Annotated in this window: 16 protein-coding genes; 8 read left to right on the forward strand and 8 right to left on the reverse strand. The window is 74.2% G+C overall.

Going from position 1 to position 19,047, the window contains the following annotated elements; genetic code table 11:
• Positions 1-197 precede the first annotated feature (197 nt).
• The 4 genes from ACIRD3_RS37975 (at position 198) to ACIRD3_RS37990 (ending at position 3,860) form a co-directional block, all read left to right on the forward strand.
• On the forward strand, positions 198-470 hold the full coding sequence (locus ACIRD3_RS37975) for an HPr family phosphocarrier protein (protein WP_402226036.1): 273 nt from the start codon (positions 198-200) through the stop codon (positions 468-470).
• Entirely contained in the window at positions 467-2,128 is a 1,662-nt protein-coding gene (gene ptsP / locus ACIRD3_RS37980; protein WP_402226038.1) for a phosphoenolpyruvate--protein phosphotransferase, read from the forward strand. The genes ACIRD3_RS37975 and ptsP overlap by 4 nt, the downstream gene beginning before the upstream one ends.
• 351 nt (positions 2,129-2,479) lie before the next feature.
• A complete protein-coding gene (locus tag ACIRD3_RS37985) occupies positions 2,480-3,658 on the forward strand; it encodes a glutathione-independent formaldehyde dehydrogenase (protein ID WP_402226040.1) in 1,179 nt (392 codons plus the stop codon).
• Between the two features lie 7 nt (positions 3,659-3,665).
• The gene (locus tag ACIRD3_RS37990) at positions 3,666-3,860 is read left to right on the forward strand and encodes a hypothetical protein (RefSeq protein WP_402226042.1); all 195 of its coding nucleotides are present in this window, start codon (positions 3,666-3,668) and stop codon (positions 3,858-3,860) included.
• Here ACIRD3_RS37990 and ACIRD3_RS37995 read toward each other — a convergent pair.
• Positions 3,848-4,777 carry a helix-turn-helix transcriptional regulator gene (locus ACIRD3_RS37995; RefSeq protein WP_402226044.1) on the reverse strand — a complete coding sequence of 310 codons (930 nt, stop codon included), beginning with the start codon at positions 4,775-4,777 and terminating at the stop codon, positions 3,848-3,850. The two genes, ACIRD3_RS37990 and ACIRD3_RS37995, sit on opposite strands and share 13 nt — an antisense overlap.
• 56 nt (positions 4,778-4,833) lie before the next feature.
• Here ACIRD3_RS37995 and ACIRD3_RS38000 point away from each other — a divergent pair, with 56 nt between their 5' ends.
• A complete protein-coding gene (locus ACIRD3_RS38000) occupies positions 4,834-5,301 on the forward strand; it encodes a hypothetical protein (RefSeq protein ID WP_402226046.1) in 468 nt (155 codons plus the stop codon).
• Positions 5,298-5,915, forward strand: coding sequence for an NIPSNAP family protein (locus ACIRD3_RS38005; RefSeq protein ID WP_402226048.1), 618 nt, complete (start codon positions 5,298-5,300; stop codon positions 5,913-5,915). The genes ACIRD3_RS38000 and ACIRD3_RS38005 overlap by 4 nt, the downstream gene beginning before the upstream one ends.
• Before the next feature lie 175 nt (positions 5,916-6,090).
• Here the strand turns inward: ACIRD3_RS38005 and aspA are convergent, their stop codons facing one another.
• From aspA to ACIRD3_RS38030, 5 genes are all read right to left on the reverse strand, one after another.
• Entirely contained in the window at positions 6,091-7,500 is a 1,410-nt protein-coding gene (gene aspA / locus ACIRD3_RS38010) for an aspartate ammonia-lyase (protein ID WP_402226050.1), read from the reverse strand.
• Positions 7,501-7,537: 37 nt separating this feature from the next.
• Positions 7,538-8,554 (reverse strand): asparaginase, encoded by a 1,017-nt coding sequence (locus ACIRD3_RS38015; RefSeq protein ID WP_402226051.1) that lies wholly within the window; start codon positions 8,552-8,554, stop codon positions 7,538-7,540.
• Between the two features lie 135 nt (positions 8,555-8,689).
• Positions 8,690-10,129, reverse strand: coding sequence for an amino acid permease (locus tag ACIRD3_RS38020; protein ID WP_402226053.1), 1,440 nt, complete (start codon positions 10,127-10,129; stop codon positions 8,690-8,692).
• The gene (locus tag ACIRD3_RS38025; protein ID WP_402226123.1) at positions 10,126-10,803 is read right to left on the reverse strand and encodes a FadR/GntR family transcriptional regulator; all 678 of its coding nucleotides are present in this window, start codon (positions 10,801-10,803) and stop codon (positions 10,126-10,128) included. The genes ACIRD3_RS38020 and ACIRD3_RS38025 overlap by 4 nt, the downstream gene beginning before the upstream one ends.
• An 86-nt stretch (positions 10,804-10,889) precedes the next feature.
• A complete protein-coding gene (locus ACIRD3_RS38030) occupies positions 10,890-11,684 on the reverse strand; it encodes a gamma-glutamyl-gamma-aminobutyrate hydrolase family protein (protein ID WP_402226055.1) in 795 nt (264 codons plus the stop codon).
• Positions 11,685-11,941: 257 nt separating this feature from the next.
• On the opposite strand from ACIRD3_RS38030, the gene ACIRD3_RS38035 reads away from it, so the two are divergent.
• Positions 11,942-12,850: a LysR substrate-binding domain-containing protein gene (locus tag ACIRD3_RS38035; protein ID WP_402226056.1), complete on the forward strand. Its 909-nt coding sequence runs from the start codon at positions 11,942-11,944 to the stop codon at positions 12,848-12,850.
• 58 nt (positions 12,851-12,908) lie between these two features.
• On the opposite strand, the gene ACIRD3_RS38040 is transcribed toward ACIRD3_RS38035, so the two are convergent.
• Both ACIRD3_RS38040 and ACIRD3_RS38045 read right to left on the reverse strand, forming a co-directional pair.
• The gene (locus ACIRD3_RS38040) at positions 12,909-14,171 is read right to left on the reverse strand and encodes a hypothetical protein (protein WP_402226057.1); all 1,263 of its coding nucleotides are present in this window, start codon (positions 14,169-14,171) and stop codon (positions 12,909-12,911) included.
• A gap of 1,119 nt (positions 14,172-15,290) precedes the next feature.
• Complete coding sequence (locus ACIRD3_RS38045) at positions 15,291-17,510, reverse strand: FUSC family protein (RefSeq protein WP_402226059.1); 2,220 nt, start codon at positions 17,508-17,510, stop codon at positions 15,291-15,293.
• A 390-nt stretch (positions 17,511-17,900) separates the two neighbouring features.
• Between ACIRD3_RS38045 and ACIRD3_RS38050 the strand changes: the two genes are divergently transcribed.
• Positions 17,901-19,013, forward strand: coding sequence for a hypothetical protein (locus ACIRD3_RS38050; RefSeq protein WP_402226061.1), 1,113 nt, complete (start codon positions 17,901-17,903; stop codon positions 19,011-19,013).
• Positions 19,014-19,047 lie beyond the last annotated feature (34 nt).

The raw sequence follows: 19,047 nt of genomic DNA on the forward strand, positions 1-19,047 counted from the left end.
CGCCGATGCCCGCCCCACCGGCACCGCCGATGCCCCCCCCCCCCCCCCCCCCCCCGGCGCCCCCCCCCCCCCCGGGGGGGGGGGGGGGGCGCCCCGCCCCCCCCCCCCCCCCCCCCCCCCCCCCCCCCCCCCCCGCCCCACTCCCCCGCCGACCCGGCTCCCACCCGGATCGTCGGCCCTCTCCACCAAGGACTCCGATGCACTCGATCCAGGTCACCGTCGGCTCCAGCAGCGGCCTGCACGCCCGCCCGGCCTCGCTGTTCGTCCAGGCCGCCGCCCGCCAGCCCGCCAAGGTCACCGTCGGCCGCCCGGGCCAGACCCCGGTCGACGCCCGCAGCCTGCTCTCCGTCCTCGCCCTCGCCGCCCGCTGCGGCGAGACCCTGGAGCTCACCACCACCGGCGACCAGGCCGAGGACTCCCTGAAGACACTCGCCGACCTGCTCGCCGCCGACCTCGACGCCGCGGCATGAACGACCCGATCCGCGGGATCGGCGTCGGCACGGGCAGCGCGGCAGGCCCGGTCGCCCGGATGGCGCCCGTCCCCGCGCTGCCCGCCCCGAGGCCCGTCACCGACCCGGCGGCCGAGACGGCCGCGGTCCGCACAGCCCTCGCCGCGGTCGTCACCGACCTCGAGGAGCGCGCCGCCCGGGTGACCGGCCCCGGCTTCGACGTCCTCACCGCACAGGCGCTGATGGCCTCCGACCCGCTCCTCGCCGACGAGGCGACCGGCCTGGTCGAACGGGGCACCGACGGCGCCCACGCGCTCACCGCCGCCTTCGACGGCTTCCGCGCCGCGCTGCTCACCGCCGGCGGTCACTTCGCGGAACGCGCCGCCGACCTGGACGACCTGCGCGACCGCGCGGTGGCCCACCTGCTCGGCCTGCCCGTGCCCGGCCTGCCCGACCCCGGGCACCCGTACGTCCTGGTCGCCGAGGACCTGGCACCCGCCGACACGGCGCTGCTCGACCCGGCCCGGGTGCTGGCCCTGGTCACCGTCCGCGGCGGGCCGACCAGCCACACGGCGATCCTCGCCAAGGCGCTCGGCGTGCCCGCCGTGGTCGGCTGCGCCGGCGCCGTGGGGTTGGCGGACGGCCGGTACGTCCTGGTGCACGGTGCGGACGGCGTGGTCGAGCCCGACCCGAGCCCGGAGGCGCTGGAACGGGCCGCCGAACGGGACCGCCGTCGCCGCGAGCTGTCCGCCGCGGTCCGGGGACCGGGCCGTACGGCGGACGGCCATCCGGTCGCGCTGCTGGTCAACCTCGGCGCGCCGCACGAGCTGGCCGGCGCGGCCGGCGCCGACGCCGAGGGAGTCGGCCTGTTCCGCACCGAGTTCCTCTTCCTCGACCGCGCCGAGGCGCCGGGCCTCGCCGAACAGGCCGCCGCCTACCGGGAGGTCTTCGCGGCCTTCGCCGGCCGCCGGGTGGTCGTCCGCACCCTCGACGCGGGCGCGGACAAGCCGCTGCCCTTCGCCACCGCCGCCGACGAGGAGAACCCGGCCCTGGGCGTCCGCGGCCTGCGGACGGCCGCCCGCGATCCCCGGCTCCTGGAAACCCAGCTCGCCGCGATCGCCGAGGCCGCCCGGACCGGCGGCGCACAGGTGTGGGTGATGGCCCCGATGGTGTCCGTCCCGCGGGAGGCCGCCGAGTTCGCCGCCCGGGTCCGCGCGCACGGCCTGCCGCTGGCCGGCGCGATGATCGAGGTCCCCGCAGCGGCCCTGCGGGCCGATCGGCTGGCCCAGGTCTGCGACTTCTTCAGCATCGGCACCAACGACCTGGCCCAGTACACCTTCGCCGCCGACCGCACCCTCGGCTCCCTCGCCGACCTGCTCGACCCGTGGCAGCCGGCCCTGCTCACCCTGATCGCCACCGCCGCCCGCGCCGCGGCCGAGCACGGCCGGCCGGTCAGCGTCTGCGGCGAAGCCGCCGCCGACCCGGACCTCGCCCTGGTCCTCGTCGGCCTCGGGATCACCAGCCTGTCCGCCGCACCCTCCGCGCTCCCCGAGGTACGGGCCGCCCTGGCCGCCCACACCCTCGCGCACTGCCGCGAACTCGCCGAGCTCGCCCTGCACGCCGACGACGCCGCCGACGCCCGCGCCAAGGTCCGGTCGAGGACCGCCGGCAGCCGGTGAACGGCGGCGCGGAGGACGGGTGAGATCGCCTTCCGCGGTGGCCCCGGTGGAACCGCGGCGTTCCGCCCTCCGGTCCCCGGGGAGGTCCCTCACCCCGGCGGCCCGCACAAACCGGTGAGAGGTCGTTTCGCGTCCAGGCCGAGGGGAAGCCGCTCGGCACGCCGCCGGGGCGCCGGAGCTCGGCCCGGCGGGCCGGTGGCGGCGCCCCCCGTTCCACCCGATCCGGGTGAACGGTCCCTGGAGGCGCACCGGAGGCACGCACGACGTCGTGCCGACTCTCGCGAGGCGGGCTCTCGCGCCGTCTCATTCACCGCCGTGCCGCAGTCGTGCCACGGCAAGAGGGAAGTCCTCATGAAGGCAGCGGTATACGAGGGACCGCGGACGGTCACGGTGAAAGACGTGCCGGACGCGAAGATCGAACATCCCTGCGACATCATCGTCAAGATCACCACCACCAACATCTGCGGCTCGGACCTGCACATGTACGAGGGCCGCACCTCGTTCGAGACCGGCCGCACGCTGGGCCACGAGAACATGGGCCAGGTCGTGGAGGTCGGCTCGGCCGTCCGCAAGGTCCGGACCGGCGACTACGTGGTCCTGCCCTTCAACATCGCCTGCGGCTTCTGCAAGCAGTGCGAGCGGGGCCTGACCAACTACTGCCTGACCATGCAGCCCGAACCCGCCCTCGCGGGAGCCGCCTACGGGTTCGCCGACATGGGCCCGTACCAGGGCGGCCAGGCGGAGCTGCTGCGTGTGCCCTACGGCGACTTCAACGCCCTGCGTCTGGGCGAGGACGCCGCCGAGCGGCAGACCGACTACGTGATGCTCGCCGACATCTTCCCCACCGGCTACCACGCCACCGAGATGGCGCACGTCAAGCCGGGTGACCAGACGATCGTCTTCGGGGCCGGTCCGGTCGGACTGATGGCGGCCTACTCGGCCCTCCTCAGGGGTGCCGGCCGCATCTGGGTGGCCGACCACCAGCGCGACCGGCTGCAGATGGCGGAGGACCTCGGCGCCATCCCGATCGACACCGGCGAGCAGGACCCGGCGGAGGTCGTCAAGGAGGCCACCCTCGGTCTCGGTGCCGACAACGGCTGTGAATGCGTCGGCTACCAGGCGCACGATCCCCAGGGACAGGAGGATGCCAGTCTCACCCTCAACGGGCTGATCGACTCGGTCAGGTTCACCGGCGACATCGGCGTGGTCGGCGTGTTCCTGCCCCAGGACCCCGGCGGCAAGGAGGCCCAGGGAGAGCTGGAGGCGCAGGGCAAGATCCCGATCGACTTCGGGATGATGTGGTTCAAGGGACAGCGCATGAGGACCGGACAGGCGCCGGTGAAGAGGTACAACCGGGCGCTGCGAGACCTGATCGCCGCCGGGAGGGCGATGCCGAGCTTCGTGGTCTCCCACGAGCTCAGCCTGGACGAGGCCCCCACCGCCTACGAGCACTTCGACGCCCGTGACGAGGGCTGGACCAAGGTGGTCCTGCATCCCGACGGACAAGGCAACGGCCACAAGCGGCGCTGAGGCCGCCGTGACACCTGGCTGGTGGACCGGCGACAAGCTCGCGGGGACGGTCACCCTGGAGTGGGCGGACGGCCGCGCGGTCATCGCCCGCGTCGTGGGGGGCATGGACGTCGTCAACCGCATCAAGGGCGTCGACACGGCCGACAAGGCTGGCCACCTGTGTGCCTGCCCCGCGGCACTGGCTCGGCATCACCCCTGGTAGCGAGCGGCCAGGGTCCGTACCGTCCCGGCGATGCGGTCGCGGAGTTCGGCCGGTGCCAGGACCTCGACGTCGGCGCCCAGCCGCAGGAACTCCCCGTGGGCGTGGTCGAGCGATTCGATGGGCACCCGGGCCTCGGTCCAGCCGTCGCCCACGGGTGTCACTCCGAGGCGGTGGGCGCCCTCCGGGGTGAGCCGTACCAGCGCCTCCCCGGTGTGCAGTCGGGCTCGGAAGTCGGCCAGATAGCCGTTCCAGTGCGCGGCCAGCTCGAACCCGTCCGGGATGACGAACTCCTCTTCCAGGGAGCCGAGTCCGATGACCTGGTCGACCCGGTAGGTGCGGATCCCGGACGGCCCGCCGGCGACCAGGTACCAGCGGCCGGCCTTGAGGACGAGCCCGTACGGTTCCACCCGCCGCTCGATCTCCTCCGGCGCGCGCCAGCGCCGGTACCGCAGGACCACCGCCCGCCGCCGCCACACCGCGTCGGCGACCGCGGCCAGGTGGGGCGTGCGGTCGGCGTTGCCGTACCAGCCGGGGGCGTCGAGCAGGAAGCGTTCCTGGATCCGCCCGGCGTGCTCGCGCAGCCCCGCCGGGAGAGCGGCCCGCAGCTTCAACCGGGCGGTGGCGAGCGCCTCACCGAGGCCGAGTTCGGCGGCGGCGCGGGGAAGTGCGGCGAGGAACGCGGCCTGCGCCTCGTCCGCGGTCAGCCCGGTGAGCCGGGTCCGGTAGCCGTCGACCAGCCGGTAGCCGCCCGCGTGTCCGGCGGCGCCGTACAGCGGGATCCCGGCGGCGCCGAGCGCCTCCACGTCCCGGTAGACCGTCCGGACGGAGACCTCCAGCTCCTCGGCCAGCTGCTGGGCCGTCATCCGGCCCCGGTTCTGGAGCAGCAGAAGCAGGGTGACCAGCCGGCTCGCGCGCATGCCGCCCAGTATCCCCTGACAGTGGATGTCAGTGGAGCGCCCCTAACCTGCGGCCCATGGACGACTTCGACTTCCTGCACGGCTCCTGGGACGTGGCCAACCGCCGCCTCACCGCACCGCTCGGCCCCGGCCCCGGCACCTGGGTGGAGTTCCCCGGACACGCGGTGGTCCGGCCGCTGTTCGGTGGTGCCGGCAACATCGACGAGATCACCTTCCCCACCCTCGACCGCCAGGGCGTGACCCTGCGGCTGTTCGACCGCGAGACGAAGCTCTGGTCGATCCACTGGTCCGACAGCCGGACGGGCCGACTGGATCCCCCGGTGACCGGCGGCTTCACGGACGACCGGGGTGACTTCCACGGCGAGGACACCTACGACGGCCGCCCGATCCGGGTGCACTTCACCTGGTACCGCCTCGGCCCGGACGCCGCCCGCTGGGAGCAGGAGTTCTCCGCCGACGGCGGCCGCACCTGGGAGCTCAACTGGATCATGGACCTCACCCGAACCGGGCGGGCCGGCGTATGAGCATCGTCGAACTGCGGCAGTACACCCTGCATCCCGGCGCCCGGGAGACCCTGATCGAGCTGTTCGAGCGCGAGTTCGTCACGGGCCAGCAGGCGGTCGGCATCACCGTCGGCGGCCGGTTCCGCGACCTCGACGACCCGGACCGCTTCGTCTGGCTGCGCGCGTTCCCCGACATGGCGGGACGTCGACGCGCGCTGGAGGCGTTCTACACCGGCCCGGTCTGGCGGGAGCACCGCGACGCGGCCAACGCCACCATGATCGACAGTGACGACGTGCTGCTGCTGAACGGTCCGGGCTTCGCGCCGGGGCCGGGCACCCGCGAGGTGGTCGCGACGCTCTGCCGGCCGTCCGACCCGGCCGCCTTCGACGCGTACGCCGCCCGGCACCTGGGCCCGGGCCACGCGCTGCACCGCACCGAGCACGCCGAGAACGACTACCCCCTGCTGCCCGTGCGCACCGGGGAGGACCTCCGGGTCTGGTTCGGCCCCGCCGACCCACCGCCCTGGCCGGTCCGGCGGCTGCGGCTGGCACCCGTGACGACTCGGCCGCGCCACTGCCCCGAGGCGAGCCGTCGAACGCCCCTCGCCGCCGGCGACGGTCCCGAACGCCGGTGATGCGAACGGCTTCCGTGGTCGTACGGGGTCAGAGGGCGCACGACGGGTCGTCCCGTGCGGTCGTCGTGCCGGATCACAGCGGCGGGTAGGCACCCGGGCCCGGCCCGCCTCACCGAGGAGGGCCGGGCCGGGAGCGCTCGGGGAGCCGGCCCCGCAGCCGGCCGGGGCGCCGGCCTCAGACCACGGCCGCACCGCTGCCGGCGATGACCTCGGGCCGCAGCAGGGCCGCGAGCCGCTCCGCCGGGAGCAGTCCCTTCTCCAGGACGAGTTCGGCCACGCCCCGGCCGCTCGCCAGGGCTTCCTTGGCGATGTCGGTGGCCGCCGTGTACCCGATGTGCGGGTTCAGTGCCGTGACCAGGCCGATGGAGTTCTCGACGGTCGCCCGCAGCACCTCGGTGTTGGCGGTGATGCCGACGACGCAGCGCTCGGCGAGGGTGAGGCAGGCGGCGCGCAGGTGGGTGATCGACTCCGACAGCGAGTGCAGGATGATCGGCTCGAAGGCGTTGAGCTGGAGCTGGCCGGCCTCGGCGGCCATGGTGATCGCGACGTCGTTGCCGATCACCTCGAAGGCGACCTGGTTGACGACCTCGGGGATCACCGGGTTGACCTTGCCCGGCATGATGCTCGAACCGGCCTGCACGGGCGGCAGGTTGATCTCGCCGAGGCCGGCGCGCGGCCCGGAGGACAGCAGCCGCAGGTCGTTGCAGGTCTTGGACAGCTTGACGGCGATGCGCTTGAGCACCCCGGACATCTGGACGAACGCCCCGCAGTCCTGGGTGGCTTCGACCAGGTTGGCCGCCGTGACCAGGGGCAGCCCGGTGAGGTCGGCGAGGTGGCGCCGGGCGGCTTCGGCGTACCCGGCGGGGGCGTTGAGGCCGGTGCCGATCGCCGTCGCGCCGAGGTTGATCTCGTGGATCAGCTCGACCGCCTCCGCGAGCCGGCTGCGGTCCTCGTCGAGCATCACGGCGAAGGCCGAGAACTCCTGTCCGAGCGTCATCGGCACGGCGTCCTGCAGCTGCGTGCGGCCCATCTTCAGCACGTCGCGGAACTCGACGGCCTTGCGGGCGAAGGCGTCCTGGAGGACGGCCATCGCGCCGAGCAGGCCCCGCACCGCGAACACCGTCGCGATCCGGACGGCGGTCGGGTAGACGTCGTTGGTGGACTGGCCGAGGTTGACGTCCTCGTTGGGGTGCAGGTGCCGGTACTCGCCCTTGGCGTGCCCCAGCAGCTCCAGCGCCCGGTTGGCGACGACCTCGTTGGCGTTCATGTTGGTCGAGGTGCCGGCGCCGCCCTGGATGACGTCCACGACGAACTGGTCGTGCAGCTTCCCGCCGCGGATCTCGCGGCAGGCGGCGACGATCGCCCCGGCCTTGGCGGGTTCCAGCAGGCCGAGTTCCTCGTTGGCGAGGGCGGCGGCCTCCTTCACCGCGGCCAGCGCGTCGATCAGGTGCGGGTAGGCGGAGATGGGCGTGCCCGTGATGGGGAAGTTCTCGGTGGCGCGCAGGGTGTGGACGCCCCAGTAGGCGTCGGCGGGGACGTCGCGGTCCCCGAGGAGGTCGTGTTCGCTGCGGGTGGCGGCGGTCATGGGTGGGCGGGTCCTCTTCTCGGAGTGGTGGGTCGGGTCACGCGGGGGCGAGCGCGGCGGACGGGTCCAGCGCCGCGACCGGCCGCACGCCGCCGACGGGTCGCCCGCCGCCGGTCGCCGGTTCCCCGGCGAACCCGGTGAGCAGCCGCGGGTCGACTCCCGCCAGCGCCAGGGCGGCCGCCGCGACCGGGACGCGCGCCCGGTTCGCCCCGTCGGCGATCTTCAGGGCGACGGCGCGGCCGTCCGGCAGCGCGGCGACCTGGACGCCCTCGAAGCCGTCCTTGGCGAGCAACCCGGGTACCGCACGCATCAGTTCGGCCACGTCCCGCCCGGCACCGGAGGCCATCTCCGGATGCTTGCGCAGCGCGTCCGCGACCCGGAACTCGGGGGTCCCGGGCGCGGCGGTGGCGATGCGTGCGGCGGCACGGGCCAGGCCGTGCAGGGAGACGGCGAACAGGGGGGTGCCGCAGCCGTCCACGGTGGTGCGCGCGATGCGCTGGCCGGTGAGGTCCTCCACGGCGTCCGCGATCATCCGCTGGAGGGGGTGCCCGGGGGCGTCGTAGTCGTGCAGCGGCCACCCGTTGAGCTTGCACAGGTGGAGCATCGCGGCGTGCTTGCCGGAGCAGTTCTGGGCGAGCCGGGTGGGCGGGCGGTCCTCGCGGATCCAGGCGTCGCGGACGGCCGGGCCGTACGGCAGGTCCGGGACGTTGCGCAGGTCGTCCTCGGTGAGGCCGGCGAGCGCCAGGATCCGTCGGGCGCCGGCGAGGTGGCGTTCCTCGCCGGAGTGGCTGCCCATCGCGAGGGCGAGCAGTTCGCCGTCGAGCGGCAGCCCGGCGCGGACCATGGCGACGGCCTGGACGGGCTTGAGGGCCGAGCGCGGGAAGAAGGCGGTCTCGACGTCGCCGAGGCGGAAGCGGACGCCTCCGTCCGCGTCGAGGACGACGACGGAGCCGTAGTGGGTGCCCTCGACCACGCCGCCACGGGTGACGTGGGCGACGGGCACGTGGTAGGGCTCGCGGATCGCGGGCGCGTCCGCGAGGGGGCTGGTGAGCATGGTGGCCTCGATCGGGATGGCGTGGGGGCTGCTGGCCTGCGGGCGACGGGCCCGGGCGGATGCGCGGGCGACGGGCCCGGGCGGATGCGCGCGGGGGTTCCGCTCATCCGCCCGGGCCGTCCGGGCCGTCCGCTGTCAGTCGTCGGTTCCGGCGGCGACGCGCGCGATGCGCCCGCGGATCGCGTACCAGCCGGCGACGAGTGCGGCGGCGATGAGCGGTACACACAGCACGGTGGTGCGCCCGGCGCCGCCGTCGGCGTACATCAGGACCAGGACGGTGGCGAGGAAGCCCAGCGTCAGGAGTTCGGTCCAGGGCGAGCCGGGCAACCGGTAGGCGGGGCGGGTCAGTTCGCCGGCCTGGGTCTTCCGCCAGAACAGCAGGTGGCAAACCATGATCATGCCCCAGGTGGCGATGATGCCGATGGCGGCGAGGTTGAGCACGATCTCGAACGCGTCGGCGGGGACGACGAAGTTGAGGACGACGCCGAGCACGCACATGCCGCTGGTGAGCAGGATGCCGCCGTAGGGCACCTGGCTGCGGCTCATCCGGGCGGTGAAGGCCGGGGCCGATCCGTTGACGGCCATGGAGCGCAGGATGCGGCCGGTGGAGTAGAGGCCGGAGTTGAGCGAGGACATCGCCGCGGTGAGGACGACCAGGTTCATCACGCTGCCCGCCGCCGGGACACCGATGTGGGAGAGCACCGTCACGAAGGGGCTCTGGCCGGAGCTGTACGAGCTCCACGGCATCAGCATCGACAGCAGCACGACCGAGCCGACGTAGAACAGGCCCACGCGCCACATGATCGAGTTGATCGCCTTCGGCATGATCTCCTCGGGGTTCTCGGTCTCCCCGGCCGTCACGCCGACCAGTTCGACGGAGGCGTAGGCGAAGACGACGCCCTGGATGATCAGCAGCATCGGCAGCAGGCCGTTGGGGAAGATGCCGCCGTTGTCGGTGATCAGGGACGGACCGGGGACGACGCCGTCGACCGGGTGCTGCGTGACGAGCAGGAAGATCCCGATGCCCATGAAGACGACCAGGGCGCTGACCTTGACGATGGCGAACCAGAACTCCAGTTCGCCGAAGATCCGCACGGAGATCAGGTTCACGGTGAGGACCACGGCCAGGGCTATGAGCGCGATCACCCACTGGGGGACGTCGGAGAACAGGTGCCAGTAGTGGGTGTAGGTGGCGACGGCGGTGATGTCGGCGATGCCGGTGGTCGCCCAGTTGAGGAAGTACATCCAGCCGGCGGTGAACGCGCCCTTCTCCCCCAGGAACTCCCGGGCGTACGACACGAAGGCGCCGGAGGACGGGCGGTACAGGACGAGTTCGCCGAGCGCTCGGACGACGAGGAACGCGAAGACGCCGCAGACGGCGTACGCGACGAACAGGGAGGGCCCGGCGTCGGCGAGCCGGCCGCCCGCGCCGAGGAACAGCCCGGTGCCGATGGCACCGCCGATGGCGATCATGTTGACGTGCCGGGCTTTCAGGGACTTGCTGTAGCCGGTGTCTCCGGCGTCGACGTGACGGGTCGTGGGGCGCTTCTCGTCTTTGAGGAACTGCTCGCTCACGCCTCGGCTCTGCCTTCTCTCGGGGTGTCCGCCCGCTGGGGGCGCACGATGTCGGTCAGGGTGGCCTCCACGCGGTGGAGGTGGTGGGACATCGCCTCGACGGCGTCGGGCTCGGAACCGTCGATCAGGGCCTCGACGATCGCCCGGTGCTCGCAGTTGGACTGCTCGCGCCGACCGCCGAGTTCGTTGAGGAAGGTCGACTGACGCGCCAGTGCGTCACGGATCTCCTCGATCACCCGGCGGAACACCGGGTTGCCGGAGGCCTCGGCCACCGCCAGGTGGAACACGGTGTCCAGGGCGACCCACGCGGTGGTGTCGGTCTCGCGCTCCATCCGGTCGAGCAGGTGGGCCAGGTGGTCCAGGTCCTCCGGGGTCCGGCGCAGTGCCGCGTAGCCGGCGACCGGGATCTCGACGTGCCGACGCACTTCCAGGAGGTCGCTGGCCGCGTAGTCGCCGAAGGTGGGGTCCTCGACCGCGTTCGCCACCACGAAGGTGCCCTTGCCGGTCTTCGAGACCGTCAGGCCCATGGCCTGCAGGGCGCGGAGCGCCTCCCGCAGCACGGGCCGGCTGACCTCCAGGGTCCGGCACAGCTCGGCTTCCGAGGGGAGCTTGTCCCCCACGGCGTACTGACCTTGCTCGATGGCGTTGCGCAGGTGGCCGAAGACCGCTTCCATCGCGCTGACGCGCCGCGGGACCCCGCCACCTGTCTGGCTGTCTGACAGGTTCACGGGCTGATCCTGCGGGGTGGAGCACAGCGGTGTCAAGAGACCGCGGTCGTACCGGTGACTTCGGGCGCACTCCGCCGGACCCGGACCCTCCGCTCACCGGCGGGGCTCGGAGCGGGAGGCGGAGACGGAGTCGACCTGGCCGCGGCCACCAGCGCGTGCACCACCGCCGAGTCGAAGGCCATCTCGGGGTGCCACTGCACGCCCATCACGAAACGGTGCCGCGTGCTCTCGATCGCCTCGACGGTGCCGTCCGCCGTGCGCGCACCCACGACCAGGCCGGCCCCGAGGGACTCCACCGCCTGGTGGTGGTGCGTGGCGACCTGGCGCGTCCCCGGGAGGAGCGCGGCGATCCGCGTCCCCGGCACCGTGGTGACGGCGTGCGGCGAGAAGTGCCCGCCGTGCAGGTTGTGCCCGTGGTGGCCCACCGTTTCGGGCAGGTGCTGGATCAGCGTGCCGCCCGCGTGCACGTTCAGCAGCTGCATTCCGCGGCACACTCCGAGCACCGGGATGTCCCGCGCCAGGGCCTCGGACAGCACGGCCCACTCCCACCGGTCGCGCTCGTGCACCGGCGGTCCCGTGCAGGGGTGCGGCTGCGCCCCGTACAGTGCCGGGTCCACGTCCTCACCGCTGGTCAGGACGATCCCGTCCAGGCGCGCGACGACATCGGCCGCGGCCTCCGGAACGTCCGGCGGCAGGAGGACCACGCGGCCGCCCGCCGCCTGGACGCAGCTGTTGTACGCCGCGGGCAGCAGCGCGGCGGGCAACTCCCACTCCGCCCACTGGGCGTGGGCGAGATAGGTGGTGAGTCCGATCAGTGGCTTGGGCATACCACTTCCTTCCGGGGGTGGCGGGATTCGACCGTCGACGGCCGTCTCCCCCGCAGCCCGACCGACGGAGGCGTGGCGGGCGGGCTGCGGAGGAGGGGGTGCACGGCCCCGACGGGCGCGCGAACGCGCCCGACGACGGTGGGGGCGGGCCGCGGTCCCGGGCTTGCGCATCCGGGCCGCGAGCAAGAATCCTGCTTCCGTTCACGCTTAAGCACAAGAAAAGACATCTTCGCGACAGATAAGTGAGCGTTAACTCGGTGCAGAGACTCGACCCCCGGCTGCTCGCCACCCTCGAAGCCGTGGTCCGCCACGGCTCCTTCAACGTCGCCGCGCGCGAACTGGGCTACAGCGCGCCCGCCGTCTCCCAACAGATCGCCGAACTGGAACGCCGGGCCGGCCTCATCCTGATAGAGCGCCGCCCGGTGCGCGCCACCGCGGCCGGCACGGTCCTCCTCGACGCGGAACAGCGCGTCCGGAGCGCCCTGGCGGCGGCCTCCGTGGAACTCGACGCGATGCGCGCGGGCACGGCGGGACGGATCAGGCTCGGCGCCTTCGCCTCCTCCGCCGCCGGCATCGTCCCGCAGGCGCTGGCCGAACTCCACGCGGCCTATCCCGACGTCCGGGTCAGCCTGTCCCAGGTGGAGCCCGAAGCCGGCTACAGCCGGCTCAAGCGAGGCGACATGGACCTGGCCCTCACGTACGACTACGACTTCATCCCGATGCCGCCGCCCCGGACGCTGCGCCGACTGCTGGTCGCCCGGGACCCGGTGGTGGCGGTCGTCCCGGCCGACCACCCCCTCGCCGACCGGGACGTCATCGCCCTGGCCGACCTCGCCTCGGAGACCTGGATCGCCGCCCCCGAGGCCGCCCTGCGCCTGGAACTGCTCGCCCAGATGGCCAGGACTCCCGGCTTCCAGGCCCGCCTGGACTACGACGGCGACGACTTCAACACCGTGCTCGGCTTCGTGGCCGCCGGCCTGTGCGTCGCCGTGATGCCCCGGCTGGCGCTGCCCCCGGGCAGCGCGCAGGTCGTGGCGCGCCCCCTCGCCGACCCGGAGCTGACGCGCTTCATCTACACCGTCCGCATCGACACCCGGCACGCCCCGCGCGCCCTCCTGGCCCTGGAACGGATGCTCGCCGCGCAGGCACAGGCCGCCCTCTCCTGAGCGGGGGGGGCGACGCCGCACGGTTCGGAGCGTCGTCGGCCCGCCCCCGGGCCGGCCCTCAGGCCTCCGACCCGGCGCCCCGGTCGGCGGTGAGCCGCTCGCGCCACTCGGCCACGGCGGCGGGGGACATCGCCGCGAGACCGGCGATCACCTCGTCGTCCCGCCCGTCGGTCCAGCTGAGGACCCGGGTCAGGACGGTGTTCCGGATCAGGCGGACCTCCTTCAGCAACTCCTCCAGACGCTTCAGCTCCTCCCCGGTGGCGGCGAGCGTGTCGTCGACTGCCTCCCTCTCCTCGGCCCGCTGCTGCCGCAGGTAGGCCGGCAGGCCGGTGAGGACGACGCCGTCGTCGGCCGCAGCGCCCCGGAACGTCTCGGCGAGGTGGTCCAACACGCAGTCGGGGGCGTCGGCGAGACTCGCTCCCACCACCTTCGCGCCCTCCCAGCTGCTCCGCCCGGCATCGCTGGTCCGCAGCCAGAGCCCGGCCTCGACCGGGGCGCGGTCGCCGCAGGCGGCCGCACGGTAGGCGTACAGGGCCGCGCGGTGACCGTAGAAGGTGTAGCCCTCCTCGATCCGGACGCCCGCCGGGGCGCACATCCGCCCCGGCACGCCGGCGTAACCGGAATCGGGCCGGTACGCGGCGTACGCGTCCAGTTCGGCGTCGGTGGCGGTCGCCCACGCCGGGTCGCACAGCTCGGGATTCCGGTCGAGGAAGTCCGCCACTTCGACCCGCCAGGCGGGAACCGGGCTCATCCGGGGTTCGGCCCAGGCCACCGCTCCCCCGGCGTCGAGCGTGTACCGGCAGGCCTGTTCGAGATCGACCCAGGCCGTGGCGGCTTCTGCGGACCATTCCAGGTCCGCGTCCGGACCCACCCGGTGCAGCGAGCCGATCACCCGCTGGACCAGGGGCAGGGTCCGTCGGGCCAGGGCGTGGAGCTCCTCGGCCGTGAAGAACCGCCAGGTCTCGGAGCCCCGCTCGTCGACGGCGCGGTGGGTGAGCAGGATCGCGAACACGGCCGGGGAGGGCAGCGCGCCGTCACCGACCGTCGCCCGGCGGTGTCCCGGGAGCCAGGAGCCGGCGTCCTCACCCCCGGTCCGCCAGTCGGTGTCCCCGAACCACACCGCACCGGTGGCGGCGTCGACGGCGAGCCACTGGTGGTAGCCGTTGCCCGGCCCGTACCGCTCCTCGCGGTGCTCGGCCTGCCGGTCGTGCCACACGTACTCCGCCGGGGGCGGGTTGAGTTGGACGGCGACGAAACCGTCCTGCGGGCTGTAGCCGACGACGAGGTGTGCTGCTGGTTTGCTGTGCTCGGTCCCGGACATGCGGCTCCCTCCGTGCCGGACCGTGGCGGTTCCGCCACTGTGCGGCACCGAGCCTGCCCTGCGACAGCCGAACGATCAAATCCGATCAGTTGTGGACTTGTCGCCCCCAGAAGGCTCCGTACACGAGCGGAACCGGCGACGGACGGGCCCCGGAGCGCGCACGCTCCTCGCGGGAGGGGCGCGGGAACCTCACCTTGACGCGATGCCGCGCGGCGGCGCATCATCGACCTGTGAACCTGTCAGACAGCAAGACAGGCAGGCGGTTTGGTTCCGGGCCGCCAGAACCACCGACTCGGCCCCGTCCTGTCGGGCCGCCTCGCACAGATGCCGTGCAAGCGGTCCACCAGGCGGGGCCGAGTCGGGGTTCGGCCCTCGTTCGCGACCGAACCGGGTGATGCGGCGAGGTCGATCGGTTCCGCGACGCGTGCCGGACATCGCTGGGGGCGGCTCGGCCGCCCGGCCGTGGCCCCGCCGCCTGGGCCGTGGCCGCCGACGTCCCGCTGAGCGCTACGGCGCGAGGGCCCGCTTGGCTTCCTGCCGCCCGGTGACGGTGAGGTTCACCGCCCGGTCTCCGAGGACGCCCAGCTTGTGCTCGTCGAGGTTCGCGCCCGAGGACGCCGACCACCGGTTGGCCAGGCAGACGGTCTGGTCCTTGAGCTGGACGAAGAGGCCCGCGCCCTTGGGGTGAGGCCGCCCAGTGCCGTGACCAACTCCCGCTGCTGGACGGCGAAGTGGACGCCCTGATCGTCCTGCCAGGCGTCACTGCTCGGCTTGTCGTGCACGTTGTAGGTGTCGTTGACCAGGGTCAGTACGGCGTGGGTGTCCGCGGCGTAGTCGGCGACGGCTTCGGCGAGGGGGGCGGCGGACGTCCGGGTGGACGCGGTGGTCCTTGCTCTCCGCGAGCGTGAGGACGACGGCGCGCATGGCGCGGGCCTGCTCCAGGGTGTGGACGCCGGGCCGGTCGCCGGTCGCGAGGCGTCGACCGCGCACCGGTCCAGGACCAACCGTCCTGCTCCCACCGCGTCCGGCGCCGACGCCCCGTCGTCGCGATCATGCAAAGAGCGGCCGACAGCACCCGACGCCGTCCTCGAAGGACCGGACCGACCGGGGGGCTGTCGCTCAGCCGGATCGTGGGGGCCGGGCGTCGTCGATCGGCCTTGCGTCGTCGATCGGCCTCCCGTCGTGGATCTGCTGGAGGTCGTCGAGCAGGCCCGCGAGCCAGACCGCCACGTCCACCGCGTACGGCGACACCGGTCCGGCGGCCCACGGCGCCGCGGCGTCGAGTTCGCCGGCCAGGGCGGCGCGGGCCCGGTCGAGGGCCGGGCGGGCGGCGCCCGCCGACTCGCGGGCGCGCAGGGCAGCCGCCTGGCGTCGGAAGGCCGCCGCGACGTCCTCCGCGTGGCGCAGCAGCGCCCGCGCCCCGCCCTGGTGGGGCGCGGCCGAGCCGGGCGGGATGCGGGCGAGCAGCGGTTCGGCCCTGTGGACGGCGTGCTGGCCGGTGAGGACGGCCGCCTGCCAGTTGGGCCCGTCCTCGGCGCGGTCGTGCCGTTCGCAGCGGTACTGGGCGTACATCGCCTCGGTGAGCAGGGCGGAGCGGCGGGCCCGCTGCAGGGCCCCGGTGGCCGGGCCGGCACCGGTCAGCAGGGTCACCGTCTCCCGCACGACGTCGGCGCTGTCCTCCAGCAGCCCGGCGGCGCGCCGGCGCAGGTCCTGGCCACCGCCGCGCGGCCAGGCGCAGAGCCCGGCCAGGATGCCGATCGCCGCTCCGGCGGCCACGTTGATCACCCGGGCCTCGGCGAGCCGCCAGCTCGCGGGTGCCAGCTGGGTGAAGACCAGGGCGACCACGAGGGTGAACAGCCCCTGGCCCCAGGCGAGTCCGAGCGCCGGGCCGGCCGTGAAGGCGAGCAGCATCACCGGGGGCAGCGCCAGCGCGTAGACCAGCGGGTGCTCCCCCACTCCGAGCAGCACCGCGGCGGTGACGGCGGCGCCCGCCGTCGTGCCGAGCAGCGCGGGGCGCAGCGTCATCCGGGTGTCGGCGGCGCTGGTGCGCATCAGGGTGAGCGTGGCGAGCAGCACCCAGAAGCCGTGGGTGAGGTCGAGGGCGCCGGCCAGCAGCCGGGCCGCGCCCAGGGCGCCGGCGGTGCGCAGCGCGTTCCGGAAGGCGACCGAGCGCGGGGTGAGGTTGGCGCGGAAGCGCCGCCACCAGAGCAGCGGGGTGGGGTCGTAGGCGTACCAGAACGGCCCGGGGCGCTGGTCGGCGGGCGTCTCGTCGGGCGGCAGGGCCGCGTGCCGGCTGACCCGCACCGCGCGGGCGACGAAGCGGGCGCCCTCGGCGGCGTCGAGGGCGGCGGTGCCGAGCGCCCGCCGGGCGGGTCGGACGCCGTCCCGGTCGGCGGCGCGGGCGGTGTCGAAGACGGCGAGCTCCGCCTCGATCGGCACAGTGTCCGGGGCGGGGCCCCCGGGGCGCACCCCGGCGGCGGCCGCGCGCAGGGCCTGTCCGGTGGCGGCGGTGAGCCGGGCCGCGCCCGGATCGGGCCGGGCGCCGGCGGTCCCGGCCGGGGCGAGCCGGAGGATCCGGAGCAGCTGCGGGCCGGTGTAGCGGAGGGCGGCCGCACCGTGGGTGAGGGCGCGGTCCACGGCACCGGCCGAGGTGGGGCGCTCCATCACCGGGACCCGGCTGAAGCGCAGCTCGTCCAGCAGCGCGCGGGCCCGGTCGGCGGCCGCGTCGACGGCGTCGCTGGCAGCGGGCGTGGCGGACGCGGCGGGCACGGCGGGCATGGCGGGCACGGCGGGCACGGCGCGGCCCGCGCAGGCGTCGGCGGCGAGGTCCGCCAGGTCCGCCAGGGCGGAGGCGGCCCGCGACAGCCGGCTCCGGTAGTCGGGCGGCGCCGGCTCGGGCCACAGCAGCAGCTCCGCGGCGGCGAGCAGCACCAGGCCCGCCGTCACGCCGAGCAGCCGCTGCGGAAGGGTGTCGGGGCTGTACGGCGGGAAGCACGGGAGGATGTAGAGCAGCTGCAGCCCGTTGGCCAGCCCGACCATCCGGGGGCCGCCGACGGAACCGTAGGACACCGCGAAGCCGACCGCGACCATGCCCAGGGCCGCCGCCCAGGAGCGCACGGCCAGGACGGTGCCGAGGCAGACCAGCCCGCAGGCGACCGGCAGCGTCCACAGGATCGTCCGGGCCCGCGCCCGCGCGGCCCCCTCGACCCGGGCCAGCACACCGAGGGCGACCGCCGCGAACAGCGCGTAGGTGGCGGACACCGGGCGGTGCAGGCCGTAGCGGAACACGTAGAACCCCGTGCACGCGGCCAGAGTGACCCGGACGGCGCGGTGCACCACCACCGCGTCGGGACGTGCCCTGCGCGGCCGCTCCGTGCGGGGCCGTGCCGTACCGGGCCGTGCCGTTCCGGGCCCTTCCGTGCCGGGCCGCTCCGTCCGCTCGCGCGATCGGTGCATCGCACCTCGCTCCGGTGGGGTGTGCCGCCCCGGCGGGCGCGTGCCGCCGCCGGGGAGAAGCCTGGGACACCTCTCACGGTAGGACGCCCCGGGCCTACCGGCAGCGTCTCCTACCCCGCCGACCGCCCGGCCGGAGGCAAGGTCGTCGCCGAGCCCGGCACCACCGCCGGAGCCGAACCCGCCGTTCGGTCGGGCGTCCGGTCGGCGGTCTGGTCACGGCGGCCGGGGCCTGCCAGGCTCTCAGGCCGACCCGGAACGACCAGGAGGATGCAGATGCCCGGATTACGGAGATGCCTGTCCCGCTGGCTGGCGGTCACGGCCCTGCTCCTGGGAGGGCTGACCCTCGTCGGCTCCCCGGCCGCGCAGGCCGCGCCCGCCACTCAGGCCGCACAGGCCGGACAGGCCGCGCCGCAGGACGGCGGCACCACGACCATCTGCGGCTACACCCCGGTGCCCACCGGCTGGGTGATCGTCAGCGAGCAGTGGTCCGGCTGCAGCGGCTACGGACTGTTCACCATCACCGACGTCTCGGCCAGAACCTCCGTCCAGGCCTGCTCCAACGGACCGGTCCCCGGCGGCTGGGTGATCACCGCGATGCAGAGCGGCGCGGGCACCTGCGGCAGCTACCCGCTGTACTCCCTGCTCAAGGTCACCACCCAGACCACGCTCCAGACCTGCGGACAGTCCCCCATCCCGGCCGGCTGGGTCGTCACCGCGATCCAGGCCGTCTCCCCCGCCTGCGGCACCTACGGCACCTACACCCTCGTGCCGCTGGGCGACCGCACCACCATCCAGGCCTGCGCCAACTCCCCCGTCCAGAGCGGGTGGGTGATCACCGCGATGCAGAACGGCGCCGGCTGCGGCAGCTACCCCCTCTACTCCCTGCTCAAGGTCACCACCCAGACCACCCTCCAGGACTGCGGACAGTCCGCCATCCCCAACGGGTGGGTGATCACCGCGATCCAGACCGACTCCCCCGCCTGCGGCACCTACGGGACGTACACCGTCCTCAAGGTCACGACCCAGACCGGCCTCCAGGCCTGCGCCAACTCGCCGGTCCCAAGTGGATGGGTGATCACCGCGATGCAGAACGGCGCCGGCTGCGGCAGCTACCCGCTCTACTCCCTGCTCAAGGTCACCACCCAGACCACGCTCCAGACCTGCGGGCAGTCCCCCATCCCGACCGGCTGGGTGATCACCGCGATCCGGACCGACTCCCCCGCCTGCGGCACCTACGGGACCTACACCCTCGTCAAGGTCACGGACCAGACCACCCTGCAGGTCTGCGGGCCCTCCACGATCCCGCCCGGCTGGGTCGTCAGCGCCCAGGGCTCCGGCGCCCAGTGCGGCGTCTACGTCGTCTACACCATCACCCGGACGGCCTGAGCCGACCCGGCCGTCGGGCCTGCCGGCGGTCCCG

This window comes from Kitasatospora sp. NPDC093550, assembly GCF_044764985.1.
In the GTDB taxonomy this organism is placed as follows: Bacteria; Actinomycetota; Actinomycetes; order Streptomycetales; family Streptomycetaceae; genus Kitasatospora.

What these genes read in the sequence shown, in the direction of transcription:
- ACIRD3_RS38000 (WP_402226046.1), top strand. Translation starts at nt 4,834, where the DNA reads ATGGACGACTTCGACTTCCTGCACGGCTCCTGGGACGTGGCCAACCGC.
- aspA (WP_402226050.1), bottom strand. Translation starts at nt 7,500, where the DNA reads ATGACCGCCGCCACCCGCAGCGAACACGACCTCCTCGGGGACCGCGAC.
- ptsP (WP_402226038.1), top strand. Translation starts at nt 467, where the DNA reads ATGAACGACCCGATCCGCGGGATCGGCGTCGGCACGGGCAGCGCGGCA.
- ACIRD3_RS37985 (WP_402226040.1), top strand. Translation starts at nt 2,480, where the DNA reads ATGAAGGCAGCGGTATACGAGGGACCGCGGACGGTCACGGTGAAAGAC.
- ACIRD3_RS38015 (WP_402226051.1), bottom strand. Translation starts at nt 8,554, where the DNA reads ATGCTCACCAGCCCCCTCGCGGACGCGCCCGCGATCCGCGAGCCCTAC.
- ACIRD3_RS37975 (WP_402226036.1), top strand. Translation starts at nt 198, where the DNA reads ATGCACTCGATCCAGGTCACCGTCGGCTCCAGCAGCGGCCTGCACGCC.
- ACIRD3_RS38030 (WP_402226055.1), bottom strand. Translation starts at nt 11,684, where the DNA reads ATGCCCAAGCCACTGATCGGACTCACCACCTATCTCGCCCACGCCCAG.
- ACIRD3_RS38005 (WP_402226048.1), top strand. Translation starts at nt 5,298, where the DNA reads ATGAGCATCGTCGAACTGCGGCAGTACACCCTGCATCCCGGCGCCCGG.
- ACIRD3_RS37995 (WP_402226044.1), bottom strand. Translation starts at nt 4,777, where the DNA reads ATGCGCGCGAGCCGGCTGGTCACCCTGCTTCTGCTGCTCCAGAACCGG.
- ACIRD3_RS38025 (WP_402226123.1), bottom strand. Translation starts at nt 10,803, where the DNA reads ATGGAAGCGGTCTTCGGCCACCTGCGCAACGCCATCGAGCAAGGTCAG.
- ACIRD3_RS38050 (WP_402226061.1), top strand. Translation starts at nt 17,901, where the DNA reads ATGCCCGGATTACGGAGATGCCTGTCCCGCTGGCTGGCGGTCACGGCC.
- ACIRD3_RS38040 (WP_402226057.1), bottom strand. Translation starts at nt 14,171, where the DNA reads ATGTCCGGGACCGAGCACAGCAAACCAGCAGCACACCTCGTCGTCGGC.